Origin of the sequence: Pandoraea sp. SD6-2 (assembly GCF_000389825.1) — a bacterium.
In the GTDB taxonomy this organism is placed as follows: Bacteria; Pseudomonadota; Gammaproteobacteria; order Burkholderiales; family Burkholderiaceae; genus Pandoraea; species Pandoraea communis.
Genome location: NZ_KB944426.1, coordinates 213,440 through 233,390 on the forward strand (window position 1 = coordinate 213,440; position 19,951 = coordinate 233,390).

Annotated in this window: 16 protein-coding genes; 5 read left to right on the top strand and 11 right to left on the bottom strand. The window is 62.9% G+C overall.

Annotated features, from left to right (window positions below):
* Positions 1 to 27: 27 nt before the first annotated feature.
* Together C266_RS05620 and C266_RS05625 are read right to left on the bottom strand one after the other, a co-directional pair.
* A complete protein-coding gene (locus C266_RS05620) occupies positions 28 to 477 on the bottom strand; it encodes a GatB/YqeY domain-containing protein (protein WP_010806280.1) in 450 nt (149 codons plus the stop codon).
* Between the two features lie 373 nt (positions 478 to 850).
* Complete coding sequence (locus C266_RS05625) at positions 851 to 2,101, bottom strand: NAD(P)/FAD-dependent oxidoreductase (protein WP_010806281.1); 1,251 nt, start codon at positions 2,099 to 2,101, stop codon at positions 851 to 853.
* Positions 2,102 to 2,190: 89 nt separating this feature from the next.
* On the opposite strand from C266_RS05625, the gene tsaD reads away from it, so the two are divergent.
* Positions 2,191 to 3,222, top strand: coding sequence for a tRNA (adenosine(37)-N6)-threonylcarbamoyltransferase complex transferase subunit TsaD (gene tsaD, locus C266_RS05630; protein ID WP_010806282.1), 1,032 nt, complete (start codon positions 2,191 to 2,193; stop codon positions 3,220 to 3,222).
* An 85-nt stretch (positions 3,223 to 3,307) separates the two neighbouring features.
* On the opposite strand, the gene folE2 is transcribed toward tsaD, so the two are convergent.
* The 4 genes from folE2 to C266_RS05650 all read right to left on the bottom strand — a co-directional run bounded on the left by folE2 (position 3,308) and on the right by C266_RS05650 (position 7,698).
* Positions 3,308 to 4,117, bottom strand: coding sequence for a GTP cyclohydrolase FolE2 (folE2, locus tag C266_RS05635; RefSeq protein WP_010806283.1), 810 nt, complete (start codon positions 4,115 to 4,117; stop codon positions 3,308 to 3,310).
* Positions 4,118 to 4,314: 197 nt separating this feature from the next.
* A complete protein-coding gene (gene dxs / locus C266_RS05640; protein WP_010806284.1) occupies positions 4,315 to 6,228 on the bottom strand; it encodes a 1-deoxy-D-xylulose-5-phosphate synthase in 1,914 nt (637 codons plus the stop codon).
* Between the two features lie 197 nt (positions 6,229 to 6,425).
* Complete coding sequence (locus C266_RS05645) at positions 6,426 to 7,331, bottom strand: farnesyl diphosphate synthase (RefSeq protein WP_144265715.1); 906 nt, start codon at positions 7,329 to 7,331, stop codon at positions 6,426 to 6,428.
* Between the two features lie 97 nt (positions 7,332 to 7,428).
* Positions 7,429 to 7,698 (bottom strand): exodeoxyribonuclease VII small subunit, encoded by a 270-nt coding sequence (locus C266_RS05650; RefSeq protein ID WP_010806286.1) that lies wholly within the window; start codon positions 7,696 to 7,698, stop codon positions 7,429 to 7,431.
* Between the two features lie 227 nt (positions 7,699 to 7,925).
* Between C266_RS05650 and C266_RS05655 the strand changes: the two genes are divergently transcribed.
* The 3 genes from C266_RS05655 to C266_RS05665 all read left to right on the top strand — a co-directional run bounded on the left by C266_RS05655 (position 7,926) and on the right by C266_RS05665 (position 11,181).
* Entirely contained in the window at positions 7,926 to 9,041 is a 1,116-nt protein-coding gene (locus C266_RS05655) for an aromatic ring-hydroxylating dioxygenase subunit alpha (RefSeq protein WP_010806287.1), read from the top strand.
* A gap of 242 nt (positions 9,042 to 9,283) precedes the next feature.
* Positions 9,284 to 10,138 (top strand): DMT family transporter, encoded by an 855-nt coding sequence (locus C266_RS05660; protein WP_036661731.1) that lies wholly within the window; start codon positions 9,284 to 9,286, stop codon positions 10,136 to 10,138.
* A 158-nt stretch (positions 10,139 to 10,296) separates the two neighbouring features.
* A complete protein-coding gene (locus C266_RS05665; RefSeq protein WP_010806289.1) occupies positions 10,297 to 11,181 on the top strand; it encodes a sulfurtransferase in 885 nt (294 codons plus the stop codon).
* A 116-nt stretch (positions 11,182 to 11,297) separates the two neighbouring features.
* On the opposite strand, the gene C266_RS05670 is transcribed toward C266_RS05665, so the two are convergent.
* The 4 genes from C266_RS05670 to polA all read right to left on the bottom strand — a co-directional run bounded on the left by C266_RS05670 (position 11,298) and on the right by polA (position 17,757).
* Positions 11,298 to 12,134 (bottom strand): ZIP family metal transporter, encoded by an 837-nt coding sequence (locus C266_RS05670; RefSeq protein WP_010806290.1) that lies wholly within the window; start codon positions 12,132 to 12,134, stop codon positions 11,298 to 11,300.
* Positions 12,135 to 12,331: 197 nt separating this feature from the next.
* Entirely contained in the window at positions 12,332 to 13,207 is an 876-nt protein-coding gene (locus C266_RS05675) for a dienelactone hydrolase family protein (RefSeq protein ID WP_010806291.1), read from the bottom strand.
* A gap of 228 nt (positions 13,208 to 13,435) precedes the next feature.
* Positions 13,436 to 14,809 carry an NAD(P)/FAD-dependent oxidoreductase gene (locus C266_RS05680; protein ID WP_010806292.1) on the bottom strand — a complete coding sequence of 458 codons (1,374 nt, stop codon included), beginning with the start codon at positions 14,807 to 14,809 and terminating at the stop codon, positions 13,436 to 13,438.
* A 209-nt stretch (positions 14,810 to 15,018) separates the two neighbouring features.
* Positions 15,019 to 17,757 (bottom strand): DNA polymerase I, encoded by a 2,739-nt coding sequence (gene polA / locus C266_RS05685; protein ID WP_010806293.1) that lies wholly within the window; start codon positions 17,755 to 17,757, stop codon positions 15,019 to 15,021.
* On the opposite strand from polA, the gene C266_RS05690 reads away from it, so the two are divergent.
* Positions 17,758 to 18,492, top strand: a complete 735-nt coding sequence (locus tag C266_RS05690; RefSeq protein ID WP_036661637.1) for a TIGR00730 family Rossman fold protein — start codon at positions 17,758 to 17,760, stop codon at positions 18,490 to 18,492.
* A 123-nt stretch (positions 18,493 to 18,615) separates the two neighbouring features.
* Here C266_RS05690 and C266_RS05695 read toward each other — a convergent pair whose 3' ends face one another.
* Positions 18,616 to 19,851, bottom strand: a complete 1,236-nt coding sequence (locus C266_RS05695) for a YeeE/YedE family protein (protein WP_010806295.1) — start codon at positions 19,849 to 19,851, stop codon at positions 18,616 to 18,618.
* Positions 19,852 to 19,951: the final 100 nt, after the last annotated feature.

Sequence of the window (19,951 nt, forward strand, 5' to 3'; positions counted from 1 at the left end):
ACGACGGCAACTTGCCGCACCACAGAATTACGCAGCCAACGCCGCCTTCACTTGCGCGGACACGGCCGTCATGTCAGCCCGACCGGCCAACAGGCCCTTGAGCACACCCATGACCTTGCCCATGTCCTGCGGACCGGCAGCGCCGGTTTGCGCCACGGCGGCCTTGACCGCTTGCGCGACTTCGTCTGCCGAAAGCTGCTGCGGCATATAGACCTGGAGCACTTCGAGTTCGGCAGCCTCCTTGTCGGCCAGATCGGTACGGCCGGCAGCCTGGAACTGGCTGATGGAATCCTTTCGCTGCTTGATCAGCTTGTCGACGATAGCAACAACCGCTGCGTCATCGTCCAGAGAGATGCGCTCGTCGACTTCCTTTTGTTTGATTGCCGCGAGCAGCAGCCGGATGGTCCCCAGTTTGTCGGCGGCCTTGGCACGCATGGCCGTCTTCATGTCTTCGTTGATGCGTTCTTTCAGACTCATGAGCAGGGGTTCCGGAATTCGAATACGTTTCAGTGTAGTGCATGCCGCCCCAAAGAAAAGGGCGACTGCCGCCTGGCACTCACCGTGCGCGGCCGCAGCCGATAAGCTGGCGCAGACGCAACCGGGGGGGCAGAAAGCACAAAAACCCGCTTGGGGAGACGATCACAAACGCGATCACAAGCGGGCACGCCGGAGACCTGGACCCGCCCCGGCTCAGACGCTGAACGTCCGTTTGGCCGGTGACGTGTCAGACGCAAATCCCCCGGCAATGCTTCCGAAGCGTCCTGAACTGTCGTCACAAACGTCCCGAAAACAACCATTGATGCGTCGTCTCCACGAAGGTGGGAGCGTATCACACGCCGGGAGTGGCCGTCTACGACAGTGCGTTCTCTCCTGCCTGACTGGCCTGAACGCTTTCGGACATCGCCCGGGCACAAGCCACCGCCGAGGCCCACGCCCACTGAAAGTTGTAACCGCCGAGCCACCCCGTCACGTCCACGACTTCCCCGACGAAGTACAACCCCGGCTGCGTGCGGGCCTCCATCGTTGCAGAGGAAAGCGCCCGCGTGTCGACCCCGCCGCGCGTGACTTCCGCCTTACGCCAGCCCTCTGAGCCGCATGGTTTGAGCGCCCACCCCGAAAACGTCTGGGCGAGCGAGCGCAGCGCCTTGTCCGGCAACTCTTGCACACGTGCCTGCGGCGAGAGTCCGCTGTTGGCCACCCAGGCGTCTGCCAGACGCGCCGGCACCCATTGCGCCAGCAAATTGGCCAACTGACGCTTAGACGTCGCCTTGGCCTCGAACAATGCCGCCTCAATGTCCGACGATGGCGCCAGATCCAGCGTAATAGGTTGTCCTGGCGTCCAGAAACTGGAGATTTGGAGGATGGCGGGCCCGGACAATCCCCGGTGCGTGAACAGCAGATCCTCGACGAAGCTGCCGGCTTCCTTCCCCTTACCCGTACTGACCTCGACTTCCAGCGACAAGCCGGACAGCCCTGCGAAGGGCGCCCACGTCGAGGCGTCGAACATGAGCGGTACGAGTGCCGGGCGCGGTTCAACGATCTCCAGACCGAACTGACGCGCGATGCGATAGCCCCAGTCCGTCGCGCCGATTTTTGGGATCGACAGGCCACCTGTCGCGATCACGAGCCGTTTTGCCGCGATATGCCCCGCATCGGTCGTCAAATGATACCGATGCGCCCCACCCTCTTCCGTATAGGCAACGGTGTGGACAGCACAGGGCATCCGCCAGTGCACGTGCCCCGCAGCGCACTCCTGGCGAAGCATCTCGATGATGTCTTCGGCGCTGTCGTCGCAGAAAAGCTGCCCGCGATGCTTTTCGTGCCACGCAATACGATGACGCTTGAGCAAATCCAGAAAGTCGCGCGGCGTATAGCGCGCCAGTGCCGAGCGGCAGAAACGGGGATTCTCGGACAGGTAGTTGGCCGGCCCGGCATTGATATTGGTGAAATTGCAGCGCCCGCCGCCTGAAATCCGGATCTTCTCGGCCAGACGCGTCGCGTGATCGATGAGCACCACTCGCAGCCCCAACTGCCCGGCCACCGCCGCGCACATCAGGCCGGCCGCGCCAGCGCCCACAATCGCTACATCGAACTTTTCCATGGCGCGCATTGTAACCGGCGGGCGGTAAGGTCGACTGGTATACTTGGCGGTTATCCCTCTTAATGACGCTCCGCGCCTCCCCTCACGCCATGCTGGTTCTAGGCATTGAAAGCTCCTGCGACGAAACCGGGCTCGCCCTCTATGACACGGAGGCCGGCCTGCTCTCGCACGCGCTGCATTCGCAGATTGCCATGCACCGTGAATATGGCGGCGTGGTGCCCGAGCTGGCGTCACGCGACCACATTCGTCGTGCGCTGCCGCTGGCCGAAGAGGTGCTCGCGCAGGCCGGCAAGCCGCTCAGCGCAGTCGACGCCATCGCCTACACGCAAGGCCCCGGCCTTGCCGGCGCGCTACTGGTGGGCGCAAGCGTCGCGAACGCGCTTGCCTTCGCGCTCGATCGCCCGGTCGTCGGCGTGCACCATCTCGAGGGCCACCTGCTCTCCCCGCTGCTCGCCCCGGACGCCCCCGACTTCCCGTTCGTCGCGCTGCTGGTCTCCGGCGGTCACACGCAGTTGATGGAAGTGCGCGCCTTCGGCCAGTACGCCATGCTTGGCGAAACGCTGGACGACGCTGCGGGCGAAGCCTTCGACAAGACCGCCAAACTGCTGGGACTCGGCTATCCGGGCGGTCCGGCGGTCTCGCGTCTGGCCGAGTTCGGCACACCGGGACGCTACGACCTGCCACGCCCGATGAAGCACTCCGGCAACCTCGACTTCAGCTTCAGCGGCTTGAAAACTGCCGTGCTCACGCAAGTGCGCAAGCTCGACGGCAATGTCTGCGAGCAGGAAAAGGCCGATCTCGCGCGAGGCTTTGTCGACGCGATCGTCGACGTACTCGTCGCCAAGTCAATGGCCGCCCTCAAGCAGACCGGCATGAAGACGCTCGTCGTCGCCGGCGGCGTCGGCGCCAACGCACAGCTTCGCGCGGGGCTCAACGAAGCGGCCCGACGACGCGGCTATCGCGTGCACTACCCCGACCTCGCATTTTGCACGGATAACGGGGCCATGATCGCCTTCGCCGGCGCGATGCGCCTTAAGCATTGGCCGGACGAAGCGGACAGCGAATACGCCTACACCGTCCGCCCGCGTTGGGACCTTGCCGACATCGTGCGCAACATCTGACACCCCTTCCGGGGAACCGTCCAATAAAAAGACCGCTCCCAGGAGCGGTCTTTTTTTGCAGCGCGCTCCGGAAGGTGCCGCAACCTCAAGCTGCCACGCGCTTGTCGCGCTCGATCACGGCGTAAGCACTGTGATTGTGGATCGACTCGAAGTTCTCTGCCTGAAGCACGTAGGCCACAATCCGCGGCTCGTCGTTCAAACGCGTTGCCACGTCGCGCACCAGATCCTCGACGAACTTCGGATTCTCATAGGCGCGCTCGGTCACGTATTTCTCGTCCGGACGCTTGAGCAGCCCCCACAATTCGCAGGACGCTTCTTCTTCGGCCATGCGCACCAATTCGTCGACGGCGATGTCGCCCGCGATTTCCGCGTCGATGGTGATGTGCGAGCGCTGGTTGTGCGCACCGTACTGCGAAATCTTCTTCGAGCACGGGCACAGGCTCGTGACCGGCACGAGCACCTTGAGCCACACGCGCGTCTGACCGTTGCGCACGTCACCCGTGAGCGTCACCTCGTAGTCCAGCAAACTCTGCACACCCGACACCGGTGCGGTCTTGTTGATGAAATACGGGAACGTCACTTCGATGCGACCGGCCTCGGCCTCGAGCTTATCCAGCATGCTGTCGAGCATGGCCCGGAAGCCAGCGACATCCAGCGGCGCACGATGCGCCTCGAGCAGCGCCACGAAACGCGACATATGCGTGCCCTTCTGATCGGCAGGCAAATGGACATCGAGATTGAACAAGCCCACGGTGGCTTGTGCGTCGCCATCGGCCAGACGCACCGACAACGGGTGACGCACACCGCGCACGCCAACGCGTTGAATCGGAATCTGCCGGGTATCGACGGTGCTCTGCACGTCCGGCATGACGAAAGCGGGGTTCATCTGATTCATCTATTTCCTTCTTTGCCGGCAAGCCGACTGGGGGGAGGCAATGGGCAAACGTATCCGACGCACGGCTCGCGGGCCTCCGGCGAGTGTCATCGGGAACGTGCCGGAGAGCCCCGGCACGGGACGGAAAATACGTAACGCAAAACGAAACGATCCGGCGCGCAAGCCGGATCGTTCGGATATTCGGGACTACCGGACGCTCAGGCGACGAGCTTCGTCGTGACCTTGTCAGCTGCCCGAGAGGCTCCCAGCGACAGGTCGAAGCGCGCACAGATCGACTTCGCAATACCCGCCGCGTCGAGTCCCTCGGCCGACAGCAGCGCCGCCGGATCGCCATGATCGATGAAGCGATCGGACAGGCCCAATTGTAGTACGGGCCGAGTAACCCCACCGGCGAGCAGGGATTCCGCAACGGCCGAACCCGCGCCCCCCATGATGCTCCCCTCTTCCACCGTCACGAGGTAATCGTGTGTCTGCGCCAGTCGTGCGATCAGTTCATCGTCGATCGGCTTGACGAAGCGCATGTCGGCTACGGTCGCGTCCAGTTGTGCGGCAGCGGCAAGCGCCGGGGCAACCATGCTACCGAACGCCAGAATCGCCACGCGACGCCCGGCTTCCGCCCGACCTTCACGGCGCACGAGGCCCTTGCCGATCGGCAGCGCGGTCATCGTTTGCTCGATGACGGCACCCGTACCGGCGCCGCGCGGGTAACGCACGGCCGACGGGCCGTCGATCTGCACACCGGTGTAGAGCATCTGGCGGCATTCGTTCTCGTCCGACGGCGCCATCACGACCATATTCGGGATGCACCGCAGATAAGCGATGTCGTAAGCGCCCGCGTGCGTTGCACCATCCGCACCCACAAGGCCCGAACGATCAAGCGCGAAGAGGACCGGCAGATTTTGCAGCGCGACATCGTGGATCAATTGATCGTAGCCGCGTTGCAGGAACGTCGAGTAAATGGCGACGACCGGCCTGAGGCCTTCGGTCGCCATACCGCCCGCGAACGTCACAGCGTGCTGCTCGGCAATGCCAACGTCGTAATAACGTTCCGGGAAGCGCTTCTCGAACTCGACCATGCCTGAGCCTTCGCGCATGGCGGGGGTGATCCCCACGACACGCTTGTCGGCTGCGGCCATATCGCACAGCCAGTCGCCGAACACCTGGGTGTACGTCTTCTTGCTGTTCGTGCTCGGCTTGATACCTTCCGCCGGGTTGAACTTGCCGGGACCGTGATACAGCACCGGGTCAGCCTCGGCCAGCTTGTAGCCGTACCCCTTGCGCGTGACCACGTGCAAGAATTGCGGCCCCTTCAGATTCTTGATGTTCTCAAGCGTCGGAATCAGCGAGTCGAGATCGTGACCGTCGATCGGACCGATATAGTTGAAGCCGAATTCCTCGAACATCGTCGCAGGCACGACCATACCCTTCGCATGCTCTTCGAACTTGCGCGCCAATTCCAGCACCGGCGGCGCCACGCTCAGCACCTTCTCCACGCCCTTTTTTGCCGCCGCATAGAAGCGGCCCGACATCAGACGGGCGAGGTAGCGGTTGAGCGCACCCACCGGCGGCGAAATCGACATGTCGTTGTCGTTCAGGATGACCAGCAGCGGCACGTCTTCGTGAACCCCCGCGTTGTTCATCGCCTCGAACGCCATACCGGCTGTCATCGCGCCGTCGCCGATCACGGCGATGCCGAAGCGGCTCTCGCCCTTCGTGCGCGCGCCCAGCGCCATGCCAAGTGCCGCCGAAATCGACGTGCTCGAGTGTGCCGTACCGAACGTATCGTACGGCGACTCGTCGCGCTTCGGGAAGCCCGAAATGCCGCCGAGCTGACGCAGCGAACCCATCGCATCGCGACGGCCGGTCAGGATCTTGTGCGGATAGCTCTGGTGGCCCACGTCCCAGACGATGCGATCCTCCGGCGTGTTGAACACGTAGTGCAGCGCGATCGTCAACTCGACCGTGCCGAGGTTGGACGACAAGTGCCCCCCCGTGCGCGACACACTTTCGAGCACGAAGGCGCGCAACTCTTCGGCCAACGGCGCAAGTTGGCGACGCTCCAGACGCCGCAATGCGGCCGGGTCATCGATGGTATTTAGAAGTTCGTACATCGTCGTTCCATATATAGGCGTTTTATCGGGCGGCCTCCCCAGTGGGCCAATCCCGATCTCCTGCCGGTGCGTTCTGTGGGGAGATCGCGCCGACCCTCCTTGCCCCTTGCTTATGTCTACTGCAAACCGCCCCCGGATCTCGTGATCCTGTGCTGCTGGGGGCCGCCTCGAAACTTGCCCGCCCGGCAATCCGCCGGTCAGTTGATGCGATCCACCACGTAATCGGCCAAAGCGCGCAAGCGATCCGCATTGCCGAGCGACGTACTCGCCGCATGGGCGTCGGCACGCAGTTTTTCCGCGTATGCCCGTGCGCCCTCAAGCCCCATCAGCGACACGTAAGTCGGCTTGTCGTTCGCGGCGTCCTTGCCTGCCGTCTTGCCGAGCGTAGCCGAATCGGCCGTCGCATCGAGAATGTCGTCCACCACCTGGAAAGCCAATCCCACGGCTGCCGCATAGGCATCCAGCGCAACCGTTTCGTCGTCCGACAACGCACGGCCGCAGATCGCTCCCATGCGCAGCGAGGCACGCAACAGCGCCCCCGTCTTCAGGCGATGCATGTTTTCCAGTTGCGGCTGCGTGAGCTTGATGCCGACGCTCTCCAGATCGATCGCCTGGCCGCCCGCCATACCGAGCGCGCCCGAGGCCATCGCCAGTTCGCGCACCAATGCGAGCGACTGCGCAGCACTCAGATCCCCCGTGGCTTCGCCGAGCAACGCAAATGCCTGGGTTTGCAGACCGTCGCCCGCGAGCAGGCCGGTGGCTTCGTCGTACTGGACGTGCACCGTCGGCTTGCCGCGGCGCAGATCGTCATCGTCCATGCACGGCAGATCGTCGTGCACCAGCGAATAGGCATGGATCATTTCCACGGCGCACGCGGCACGGTCGAGGGCCGTCTCGCTGGCTTGGGTCACTTCGCCGGCCGCAAAGCACAACAGCGGGCGCACCCGCTTGCCGCCACCGAGCACCGCGTAACGCATCGACTCGTTGAGTCGCGCCGAGCCGCCATCGGCTGCCTTGGGCAGCGCGGCATCGAGCGCCTGCTCCACACGGGCCTGCACCGCCTGCATCCAGGTCTTGATATTCTGATCCGCCATCGTCTTCATCCTGCACGTACCCTTCAGGCCGTGCGTGTTATTGAGTCGCCCCGGGGGCCACCTCGGGACGCGTTGGGTCGTGGGTCGCCTTGCCGTAGCTGGACAGTTAGAAGTCGTCGCGCGCCGCCTCGAGCGGCTTGAGCGTTTCACCTTCCAGCACCTTGACCTGCTGCTCCACCTTCTCGAGCAGGCCCTGGCAATATTTCACCAGCACAGCCCCCCGCCGGTATGCACCGAGCGATTCCTCCAGCCCCAGCTCGCCGCCCTCCATGCGCCCCACCAGCTTTTCCAGCTCGGCAAGCGCCGCCTCATAGGTCTCGGGCAGGTCCTGCGGCACCTCGGGTGCCGCGTCTTGCGACTTAGCAGTCTTGGCCATAAACGCAAAATTCAGGTCGAATGTTCCATTTTACGGCAAAAGCACGCCACCTCGCAGGGCGTAAATTGCCTCAAAACCGTCGGGGATGACAATTTTCGGACATTATTTAACGCAAATCATGGACTTAGGTGCCCCCGACAGCCCATACCGGGTATAATCATCGGTTCCCTAAATCGATTCTTCGATGGTTGGGTTGTTCACTGCTTTCAAGCTCGACGGGAGTGGGAATGTCCAATCTAAGCAGCGCTTTGCAATTGAAACCGGCCTCGAGCCAATTGCCGGTCTACACGTATTTCGACGAGGCGCTCCTCGCCCGCGAACGTGAAGTCCTATTCAAATACGGGCCTCGGTATGTAGGCCACGAACTGATGGTGCCGGAAGCGGGCGATTATTTCGCGCTGCCGGCCGAGCAGGAAGGTCGCATGCTGGTCCGCAATGGCGCGGGCGAGCATAGTGGCATCGAACTGCTCTCGAACGTCTGCCGCCATCGTCAGGCGGTCATGCTCAATGGGCGCGGTAATGCACGCAACATTGTATGTCCGCTCCATCGTTGGACTTACGACACGAAGGGCGAACTGCTCGGCGCGCCGCATTTCCCCGAAAAGCCATGCCTTAACCTGAGCAAGTTCCCGCTGCAACGCTGGAACGGACTGCTGTTCGAAGCGCAAGGCCGCGACGTACAAGCCGATCTCGCACGTCTGGGCGTGAAGCACCATCTCGACTTTTCGAATTTCATGTTCGATCACGTCGAAGTGCACGAATGTAACTACAACTGGAAGACGTTCATCGAGGTTTACCTCGAGGATTATCATGTCGTGCCGTTCCACCCGGGATTGGGCAGCTTCGTCTCGTGCGAAGACCTGAGCTGGGAGTTCGGCGACTGGTACAGCGTCCAGACCGTAGGCGTTCATGAAGGTCTCGCCAAGCCGGGCAGCCCTATCTACCGCGATTGGCACGATGTGCTGCTGCGTTACCGCGAAGGCGTTCCACCCGACTTCGGCGCGATCTGGATGGTGTACTACCCACACCTGATGATCGAGTGGTATCCGCATGTGCTGGTGGTGTCGTGGCTCATTCCGCGCGGCCCGCAGAAGACGACAAACATCGTCGAATTCTATTACCCCGAGGAAATCGCGCTCTTCGAACGCGAATTCATCGAGGCCGAGCGTGCCGCCTATATGGAAACCGCCCGCGAGGACGACGAGATCGCCGAACGCATGGATGCAGGCCGTCGCGCCCTGTTCGAGCGCGGCGTGTCGGAAGTCGGCCCGTACCAGAGTCCGATGGAAGACGGCATGCAGCATTTCCACGAATTCCTGCGTCGCCAGATGGGTGACTTCTAAACAGCTTCCTCCAGAAGCATCTCACTGCGTGAGAAAGCAGGCGCAGGCGGCAATGTGGTACTGGCGAGACTGAATTAAATATTTGCCGAACTTTCGCCGAACGGCGGGCCATGGGCCCGCCGTTTTCGTTAGAATCGTCGCCATGCTTCAACGATGACCCTGCGGCAACGATCTATGCCGCGCGCGTCACCCGCGTTCAGCACAAAACGCGCCTTTTCGCCGTCAATCGGCCACAATTCGCCATGCAATCGCTCTGGATGTTGGTCTCCGCCTTCATGTTCACGTTGATGGGGCTCTTCATCAAACTTGCGGCAAACGAATACAACACCGGCGAAATCGTTCTCTACCGCAGTCTTATCGGCGTCATCGTTTTGCTGGCAATTACCGGCATGCGAGGCCAGACGCTCCGGACTCGCCACCTTGGCGCCCACGTCAAACGCAGCACCGCAGGTGTCATCTCGCTCGGCCTTTGGTTCTATTCGCTCACACAATTGCCGCTATCCACAGCGATGACGCTCAATTACATGTCGCCGATCTGGATTTCGCTGATTGTCATGGCGACCGCCGCGATGCGCGGCAGCCTGCGTACCGACTTCCGTCTGGTCGCCGCGATCTTTGCGGGATTTGTCGGTGTGGCGCTATTGCTTCAGCCGACCATCGACAGTCAGGCCTGGGGCGGCGGCGTCGCCGGTGTTGTCTCGGGGGTGTTCTCAGCCGTGGCGTACATGCAGGTCAAGGAGCTGGGGGCGGCAGGTGAGCCCGACTGGCGCATCGTCTTCTATTTCTCGCTCGGTGGCGTGTTGCTGGGCCTCGGTTGGGTTGCCGTCGAAGGCATGCATGCGCTGACATGGCGCGGCACCGCGCTGATGCTGGGTATCGGCCTCGCAGCACTCATCGCGCAAACGGCACTCACCCGGGCCTTCAGTCTGGGCAACACCCTTGTCACTGCGAATCTGCAATATTCCGGCGTAATCTTCGCTACACTGATCAGCATGCTTGTCTGGGACGATTGGCCCGCACTGGCCGGCTGGATCGGCATGCTGCTGATTGTGGTGAGCGGCATGACCGCATTGCGACGGCCGTCGGCGCCCGCCTGATTGCAGCCGCCGGGCGTCACACCAGGGCGCCGCGGTATTTTTGGCAACGGCTCCCGGCCGCCGATAGCGCCCCCAAGGGCTATGCGCGCTATGCGTCCGGCAAGCGGTTCGGTCAGTTCCCGCTGAACGATTCCCCCACGCCCGTCTGCGGAGACGTCATGATTCATACGCACTTCACCACGCTCATCAGTCCGCAAAATCTCGATGCGCTGATGCAAACCGCCGCCGGCGGCGGCGCCCCGGTGGTCATCTTCGATTGCCGCTTTGACCTCGCCAATCCGGCGGCTGGCGAAGCCGCCTATGTCGACGGCCATATCTTCGGTGCGTTTTACGCCCACCTCGAGCGCGATTTGTCCGGAAAGACGACGGGCAAAAACGGCCGCCATCCGCTGCCCGATCGCGACGCCCTCGTACGCTACCTTGCCGACTGCGGATTGTCGAACGGCCAGCAGGCCGTCGCCTATGACGCACAAGGCGGCAGGTATGCCGCCCGCCTGTGGTGGCTGCTTCGTTGGCTCGGCCACGAATCCGTTGCGGTGCTCGACGGCGGCCTGCAAGCCTGGGAAGCGGCGGGCTTCAAGCTCGACGCCGCCCCGCCCGAAACACCGCCGGCCGGCGACTTCAGCCCGGGCGAGCCACTCGCCACCACCGCAGACGCGGCCGCCGTCGAACGCAATCTGACTTCGCATGAACGTCTGGTCATCGACGCCCGCGCAGCGGATCGTTATCGCGGCGAGAACGAAACCATCGACCCGATTGGCGGCCACATTCCTGGTGCGGTCAACCGATGCTTCGAAGACAACCTCGGCCCTGACGGCCGTTTCAAGCCCGCCGCCACGCTTCGCGAAGCTTTCATGCAAGTCATCGGCAAGGATCGCCAACCGGAGCGGGTCATCTCGCAATGCGGCTCAGGCGTGACGGCTTGCCACAACCTGCTCGCGATGGAGGTCGCCGGGCTTCACGGCGCCAGCCTCTATCCAGGATCCTGGAGCGAGTGGTGCGCCGACAAGCGCCGTCCGGTCGCCACCGGAGCGCAACCGTAAGTCACGCAGCGGCTGCTCTGAAGCGCCAGCAGCAATGACAAAGGGCGTCCCGAGGGACGCCCTTCTTTCTTGCTTCGCGCGGCCCGGCGTCAAATAGCGGGCGCCACGCTATCCCATCAATGCGGCGACTTGCCCGTCGCTGATGCGCGACTGCCGTCGCCCGACGCTGATGCGGACATCGCAAGAGCACTGCCACCGTCCTTATGATCGTGTCCGTGCTCGTGCTCATGATCGTGACCGTTGAGCCACACCACCAGCGTCAGCCCGACAGCGATCAACAGGATCTGAGGCAGCGCATCGCGCGGCGACGTCCGACGCTGCATCTGCGGCATCAGGTCCGACACGGCGATGTAGATGAAACTGCTCGCCGCCAGCGCCAGCAGATACGGGATCAGGCTCTGCAGACGGTCGAGCATGAAGTAGCCCAGCACCCCGCCCGCCAGCGCCGTCAGGCTCGACGCCAGCGTCAGCACCAATGCTTTGCGGCGCTTGAAACCCGCATTGAGCAACACCATGAAGTCGCCGAGTTTGTGCGCCACCTCGTGGACGGTGATCGACACCGTTGCCGCCACCCCGAGACGCGGATCGGCCAGAAACGCCGCCGCAATCACAACGCCATCGGCAAAGTTGTGAATCGCGCTGCCAACCAGAATCATCCAGCCGCCCTTGCCCGCCTCGTGGGCATCGTGCCCATGCTCGTGATGATGCCCGTCGCCCTCGTGATGGTGGCTGTGGCGCAAGAGCGAGAGCTTCTCCAGCAGGAAGAACCCAAGCAACCCGCCCAACAGCCAGCGCGTGATGACGTGCGCGTCGACGTGCGACTCCAGACTCTCAGGCAGCAGATGCAACAGCGCCGTGCCGAGCAGCACGCCCGCCGAGAAACTCACCATCTTGTCGATGAGCCTGGAGAGCAGGCCGAGCGACAGCGACGCCGCCCCGGCAAGGCTCAGCACGCCGGAAGCCAGCGTGGCGATAACGATGAATAAGAAGATGGTGTCGATGGTGATTCTCCCGCAGGCAAGCCGGCGATTTAACCAGCTTTTACCGTTACAGGCAAACCGTCGGCTCGCGCAGCGCAAAGACGTTCGACGTCCCCCGATACGCTCGAACGACTCAACAAACCCGACGGCCCACCCGCAGCCCCCGCAACTCAGACCACACCATGCTTGCGGAACCAGTTCAACGCCAGCGTCCAGCCCGCCTTCGCGTCGGCCTCGACATAGCTCGACCGGTAGTCGGCGAAGAAGGCGTGCCCCGAATTCGGGAACACCGTCAGTTCCGACCCCTTCGATGCCGCGTTGCCCTTGGCAAGGGCCTCGCGCGCCCGCTCGACGCTCGCGACCGGAATACCCGCATCCTTGCCACCGTACAGACCGAGCAGCGGCCCGTGCAGCTTGCCTGCGATATCGATCGGATTTTCGGGGAAGTCGGCACTCTTGTCGCCGACGATACGCCCGTACCAGGCCACCGCCGCCTTCACGTTCGGGTTGTGGACGTCATAAAGCCATGCCACGCGACCGCCCCAGCAGAAACCGGTGATGCCCAGACGCTTCTCGTCGCCGCCATTGGCCACCGCCCATTTGACCGTCGCATCGATATCGCTCAGCACCTGCTTGTCCGGCGTCTTCGAGACGATCTGCGACTGAATCTCGGCAATTGTCCCCAGCGACTGCGGATCGCCCGCGCGCGCGAACAATTCCGGCGCAAGCGCCAGATAGCCGAGTTTGGCGAACCGGCGGCAGATGTCGGCAATATGTTGATGTACGCCGAAGATCTCCGAGACCACGACGACGGTCGGCAGATGCGTCTTACCGGCAGGCTTCGCGTAGTAGACCGGCATCTTGATGCCCGGCACGGTCAGCATGACCTCGCCCGCGTCGAGCCCTTGTGTGTCGGTGGTGATGGTTTCGGCAGCCACCGGCAGCACGGCCAGCGCAAACGCCGAGCCAGCGGCGGTCTTCAGAAAATCGCGGCGATTGCGCGGCGCCACTTCGGGCACGAGACTATCCAGATCCGCTTGCGACATGTCGCACTCCAGAGAAAAGCGTCGGTAGAAGAATTGCCGGGAAACCGCCAACGGAAAAGACGGGAATCGTCGATCCGGGCCGGACGTTCGGATATTACTAGAGAGGGCGCGCGCATGCACTCGGACACTGGCGCGCCGATGATCGGATCTATCCGAAACCGCACACGTCCAGCAGAGGAAGACCGGCGCAAGGCAGGGACGGCACGCTCGCCCCCCCTGCGGCCAACGTCAATGCAACTTGACGCGCGGTACGGTCGAACGCCGCAGACGATTGGCAATGGTGTCGAGCATCATGCGCCAGACACCATGCAGCGCCGCCACGTGCATGCGATAGAGCGACGTGTACATCACCCGGGCGAAGAGCCCTTCGATGAACATGCTGCCACCGATCAGGCCGCCCATCAGATTGCCCACTGCGCTGAACTTGCCCAGCGAGACAAGCGATCCGAAATCGCGATAGGTGAATGCCGGCAAGCTTTGCCCTTTGAGCCGGGCATCAATGGCCTTGACCAGAAAACTCGCCTGCTGATGCGCGGCTTGCGCACGCGGCGGCACAAAGCCGTGTTCCGGCCATTCGCAGCTCGCGCAGTCGCCAAAAGCGAAGATGTCCGAATCCGTCTTGCTTTGCAACGTCGGCAAGACCTCAATCTGATTCAGACGATTGACGGCAAGCCCCAACGTACCGAGCACCGGCGGGGCCGTGATCCCCGCCGACCAGACCGTGATATCCGCGGGCAACACCTTTCCGCCGGTAGTCGTGACCTCGTTCTTGCGCACCTCGGCGACCGAATCGCCGCAAAGAATGTCGACATCGAGCTTGCCGAGCAATCCGGCAACCGCGCCGGACACACGCTCAGGCAGCGCCTTCAGAATGCGCGGACTCGATTCGATGATGGTAATGCCCACATCCTTTCGCGGATCGAGCTTCAGGCCGTAGGAGCGAAGGACTTCCGCCGTGTTGCGCAGCTCCGCCGAAAGCTCCACGCCCGTGGCGCCTGCACCGACGATGACGAGGTTGACCTTGCGACGCCCCGGGGCCGGCAAGCGCTCACCGCCTTGCGTGCCTTCGGGCACCTCGTTCACGCCGGCATGCTGTGCCGCCGGTGTTTCCGAATCATTCTGTGCGCGCACACAGGCCGCCATCAGGCGACGCCGGAAGCGCTCGGCCTGCTCGACCGTGTCCAGTGCGATAGTGTTTTGCTGAGCCCCAGGCACACCGAAGAAGTTGGTGGTGCTACCCATGGCGAGGACAAGCGTGTCGTAGGGCAACGTACGCTCTGGCAGCAGATCGCCCTCGCCTTCGTCAGCCGCCGCCGGCACGGCCGCCAGTCGGATCGTCTTGGCAGCGCGATCCAGCCCGATCATCTCGCCTGCGGCGAACTCGAAGTGATGCCAATTGGCCTGAGCAACGTACGAGAGCTGGTGCGTCGCGGTGTCCATGACACCGGCGGCGACCTCATGCAGCAGCGGTTTCCAGATGTGCGACAGCGAACGGTCGACCAGCGTGATTTGAACGTCCTTGCCACGCCCGTACTTGTCGCCCAAGCGGGTGACAAGCTCCAGACCGCCGGCGCCGCCGCCGACCACAACGATGCGATGCACACTCACGATAACTCCCTGTGCTTGGAAAACCGTCCAGCCGGTCGGTCACTGCCGCCCCGGCGATAGCGATCACCTTACCGCAGAGTGCGGACTTCGGGTATGCCCGCATCTCTATTCCCGCTATTGCAAGAACCCGAGCGCGGCGGCAGCCAAGGCGCGCTGCATCTTGTATCGCGCACGCACTTTAGGCGCCAGCCCAGCCAACCTCGTCAGTGCGCCTGTTCCCAATTCTCGCCAACGCCCACCTCCGCCACGAGCGGCACGCGCAGCTTTGCCACGCCGCACATCAGTTCCGGAAGACGCTTGCGAACTTCCGCCAGTTCGTGATCGGGCACTTCCAGCACGAGTTCATCGTGGACCTGCATGATCTGACGCGTCTGTAAGCCTCTGTCGTCCAGCCAGCGCTGTACGGCGATCATCGAGAGCTTGATGAGATCGGCGGCGGTGCCCTGCATCGGCGCGTTGATCGCCGCCCGCTCGGCAGCCTGGCGACGCGGCCCGTTGCCCCCGTTGATGTCCGGCAGCCACAGCCGGCGGCCGAACACCGTCTCGACGTAACCGCGCGCCTTGGCGCTCTTGCGCGTCTCGTCCATGTAACGTGCGACGCCGGGGTAACGCATGAAATAACGATCGATGTACTGCTTGGCGGCGTCGCGCTCGATCCCGAGGTTCGCGGCCAGCCCGAACGCGCTCATGCCGTAGATCAGACCGAAGTTGATGACCTTGGCGTAACGACGCTGCTCGGAAGAGACTTCGAGCGGCGTGACGGCAAAGATTTCCGCGGCCGTCGCCCGGTGGATGTCCTCACCGTTGGCGAACGCGCGCAGCAGGCTTTCGTCGCCGGAGATATGCGCCATGATGCGCAGTTCGATCTGCGAATAATCGGCCGATACCAGTTGACTGCCCAGCGGGGCGATGAACGCTTCACGAATGCGACGCCCCTCGGCCGTGCGCACCGGGATGTTCTGCAAATTCGGATCGTTCGATGCCAGACGTCCGGTGATCGCCACCGCCTGTGCGTAGTTCGTGTGCACCCGGCCGGTCGACGGATTGACCATCTTCGGCAGCTTGTCGGTATAGGTCGACTTGAGCTTGGCGAGGCCACGATAGTCGAGCAACACCTTCGGCAGCGGATAATCTTCGGCCAGTTTCTGAAGCACTTCCTCGTCGGTCGACGGGGCACCGCTGGCCGTCTTCTTGACAACCGGCAGTTGCAATTGCGTGAAGAAGATGTCGCCGATCTGCTTAGGGGAATTCAGATTGAATTGCTGCCCGGCCAATGCATACGCCTCGGTTTCGAGCGCGATCAACTTGTGGCCGATTTCGTCGCTTTGCGCGGCGAGGCGAGCGGTATCGACGAGCACGCCGTTGCGCTCCATGCGCTGGAGCACACGCGCCGTCGGCATTTCGATGCTGCTGTAGACGAACTCCAACGTGGCTTCACGCGCCACATCGGGATAAAGCGCGCGATGCAAACGCAGTGTGATGTCGGCATCCTCCGCAGCGTATGCCGTGGCCTGTTCGATGCCGACTTCATCGAAGCCGATCTGCTTGACGCCCTTGCCGCACACATCCTCATACTTGATCGTCGTCACACCGAGGTGACGCGACGCAAGACTGTCCATGTCATGGCTGCGATGCGACTCGACCACGTATGACTGGAGCAGCGTGTCGTGCTCGATGCCGCCCAGCCTGATGCCGTAGTTCTCGAGCACATGCGAGTCGTACTTGAGGTTCTGACCGACCTTCTTGTGGTCCGGGCTCTCGAGCCAATGCTTCAGGCGCGCGAGAACTTCGTCACGCGGCAATTGTTCGACCTCGCCCGGTGCGCGGTGCGCCACCGGGATATAAGCCGCACGCCCCGGCTCGCACGAGAACGAGAGACCGACAAGTTGCGCCTGCATCGCGTCGAGCGACGTCGTCTCGGTATCGAACGCCGTCAGTTCCGCCGCTTCGATGATCTTCAGCCACGCGTCGAACTGTTCCCACGTCAGCACGGCGTCGTACTGACGTTCGATCGTGTCGGCCGCGGGCGCCGGTGCCTGCTCGCCAGCCTGCGTGGCGGCAGCGGCCTCTGCCTCACGCAGCAGCGTCTTGAAGCCGTGACGCGCAAAGAAATCGCGCAACGTCTCGGTGTCTTCGGGTTGCGTCTGCAAGCTGGCTTCGATGGACGTGACCTGCGGCGCGAGATCGCAGTCGAGCGCAACCGTCACGAGCTTGCGTCCCATAGGCAGCCAGTCCAGAGCACGTCGCAAATTCTCGCCTACCGCGCCCTTTACTTCCGCCGCATTCGCGACGAGGTTGTCGAGATCACCGTATTGCGTGAGCCACTTGACGGCCGTTTTCGGTCCGCATTTTTCCACACCCGGCACGTTATCGACCGTATCGCCCACCAGGGTGAGGTAATCGACGATGCGCTCGGGCGGCACGCCGAATTTCGCGGCCACCGCAGCGGCGTCGAGCGTCTCGTTGGTCATCGTGTTGACGAGCGTCACGTGATCGTTCACAAGTTGCGCCAGATCCTTGTCGCCGGTGGAGACCACCACGCGCATGCCTCGCGCGGCCGCTTGCTTCGCGAGCGTGCCGATGACGTCATCGGCTTCCACGCCGTCGATCATCAACAGCGGCCAGCCCATGGCGCGCACGGCTTCGTGAATGGGTTCGATCTGCGCGCGCAAATCTTCCGGCATCGACGGACGGTTCGCCTTGTATTCGGCGTACCAATCGTCGCGGAACGTCTTGCCCTTGGCGTCGAAAACGCAGGCGCTATACTCCGCATGTACGTCTTTACGCATGCGGCGCAGCATATTGACGATGCCGTGCAGCGCCCCGGTGGGTTCGCCGTTGGGGCCGCGCAAATCCGGCAGGGCGTGATAGGCTCGATAAAGATAACTCGAACCATCGACCAATAAGAGCGTCTTACCTTCCAGACTTTGCTGTTCCGACATATGACCAAGAGAAGAAAAGAGATACCCAGTCTGCGCATGCTGGCAGACCATGAGCGCGCCACCGCAAAAAAAGCGCGCGCGTCGTGGCAGATGTTCACGATTATGGCAGAGTTCATCGAGGCGACCGAGTACCTGTCCGAGATCCGGCCGGCCGTCAGCATCTACGGCAGCGCGCGTATCAAACCGAAATCGCCGTTCTACAAACTAACGATGACCATCGCCCGCAAATTCTCCGACAACGGGTTTGCGGTGATCTCCGGCGGCGGCCCCGGCATTATGGAAGCGGCCAACAAGGGCGCACATGGCGGCGCCTCGCCGACCGTGGGTCTGAACATCGAATTGCCGCACGAACAAAAGGGCAACCAGTATCAGGACATCTCGCTGCGCTTTCGTCACTTCTTCACACGCAAGGTCACCTTTGTGAAGAATTCGGATGCCTTCGTGATCATGCCGGGCGGCTTCGGTACGCTCGATGAGCTGTCCGAAGTCCTCACCCTCATCCAGACGCAGAAGTCGCGTCATGTCCCCGTGATTCTCGTGGGCACGGAGTTCTGGACGGGGTTGCTCGACTGGGTGCGCTCGACGATGTTGCCGATGGGACTCATCGGCGAGAAGGATCTCGACCTGGTGAAGGTCATTGACGATCCCGACGAAATCCTCAAGGCCGTGTTCGCCTTCTATGAAGGCCGCATCGAGCCCGAGTCGGAAACCAGCGAGAAGATGTTCTACCTGTAATCGCGACAATCTTCGCCATGAAAAACCCCCAAGGGTTGGATTCATGTCCAACGCTTGGGGGTTTGCGTTATCACGGGCGCCGTTTTCTCGGCAGACACGGGATCTGCCGAGGCCTTGTGTCGATCAGCAGCCAGTTTCGCGCGGGGTGGTTTCCACCGCCAGACCGAACAGCGGACGCAGGCGTGTGCCGAACACATTGCCGAAAAACGCTGCCACCAGCCACAGCCAGCCGTGCAGGCTGCCCGAAACAATGCCACTGAAATACGCCCCGATATTGCAGCCGTACGCCAAACGCGCGCCGTAACCGAGCAGCAACCCGCCCACGACGGCCGCAATCAGCGAGCGCACGGGGATCTTCCACACGGGAGCGAACTTGCCGGCGATGGACGCGGCGGCGAGCGCCCCGAGAATGATGCCGATGTCCATCACAGACGTAACGTCTTGTGCGACTGGTGCATTCAGCACGTTGACCTGCTTCGCCCAGTACGGCCACGAGGCCACATCGACGCCGAGCGCCATGAAGGCCTTGGCGCCCCAGAGAGCGAACGCCGACGTCACGCCCCACGGACGACCGGCCAGCGCCAGCGTCGCGTAGTTCAGCAGCACCAGCGCCAACGCCCCCCACAACAGCGGCCACGGGCCACGCAAGAGCGCAGGCGTGCCCTTCGCACTACGCGTCATCGGCACGCCGACGACCCGCCCATGACGACGCTTTTCCGCCCACAACGTGAAGGCGCCGATCGCAGCGAACAGCACGAGATTCGCGATAAGCGCGGGCCACAGCCCCCACACCTTGACCAGTGAGACCGGCTTGATATGCGGCAACGATTCCCACCAGGGCAGATGCGCCGTCGCGACCACCGAACCGACGATGAAGGCGGCCAGCGTGACGATCATGCGCGTGCTGCCGCCGCCCACCGTGTAGAGCGTGCCCGACGCGCAGCCGCCGCCGAGTTGCATGCCAACGCCGAAAATAAAAGCGCCGAACGCCACCGACACGCCAACCGGCGAGACGAGTCCGACGACCTTGTTACCGAAGAGCGTTCCGTCGGCCAGCGCAGGGAAGAACAGCAGGACGCCGACGGCGAGCATCACCATCTGCGCACGCAGCCCCGCACCGCGACGATCGGCAATGAACACACGCCATGCCGACGTGAAGCCGAACGCGGCGTGATAGAGCGCCACACCGAGCAGCGCCCCCACACCGGCCAACGCGGCCTGCTTCGGGCCGACGGTAGCTTGCAGATAGGCGATGCCGGCGGCAATCAGCACCAACGCAATGGCGAGCGGACGGGCGTTATATGCGGACGGCGAAGGCGGGGCCGTTTTGACGACGGCGGAAGCAGCGGAAGAAGACATGAATTGCGGACTCCAGAATGCAGATGGGCGGCACGCGGCCACCCATCAAGACGACGTTGGAGGATGCCAGAACACAGCAGTGAGGAAAACGACCGTTTCG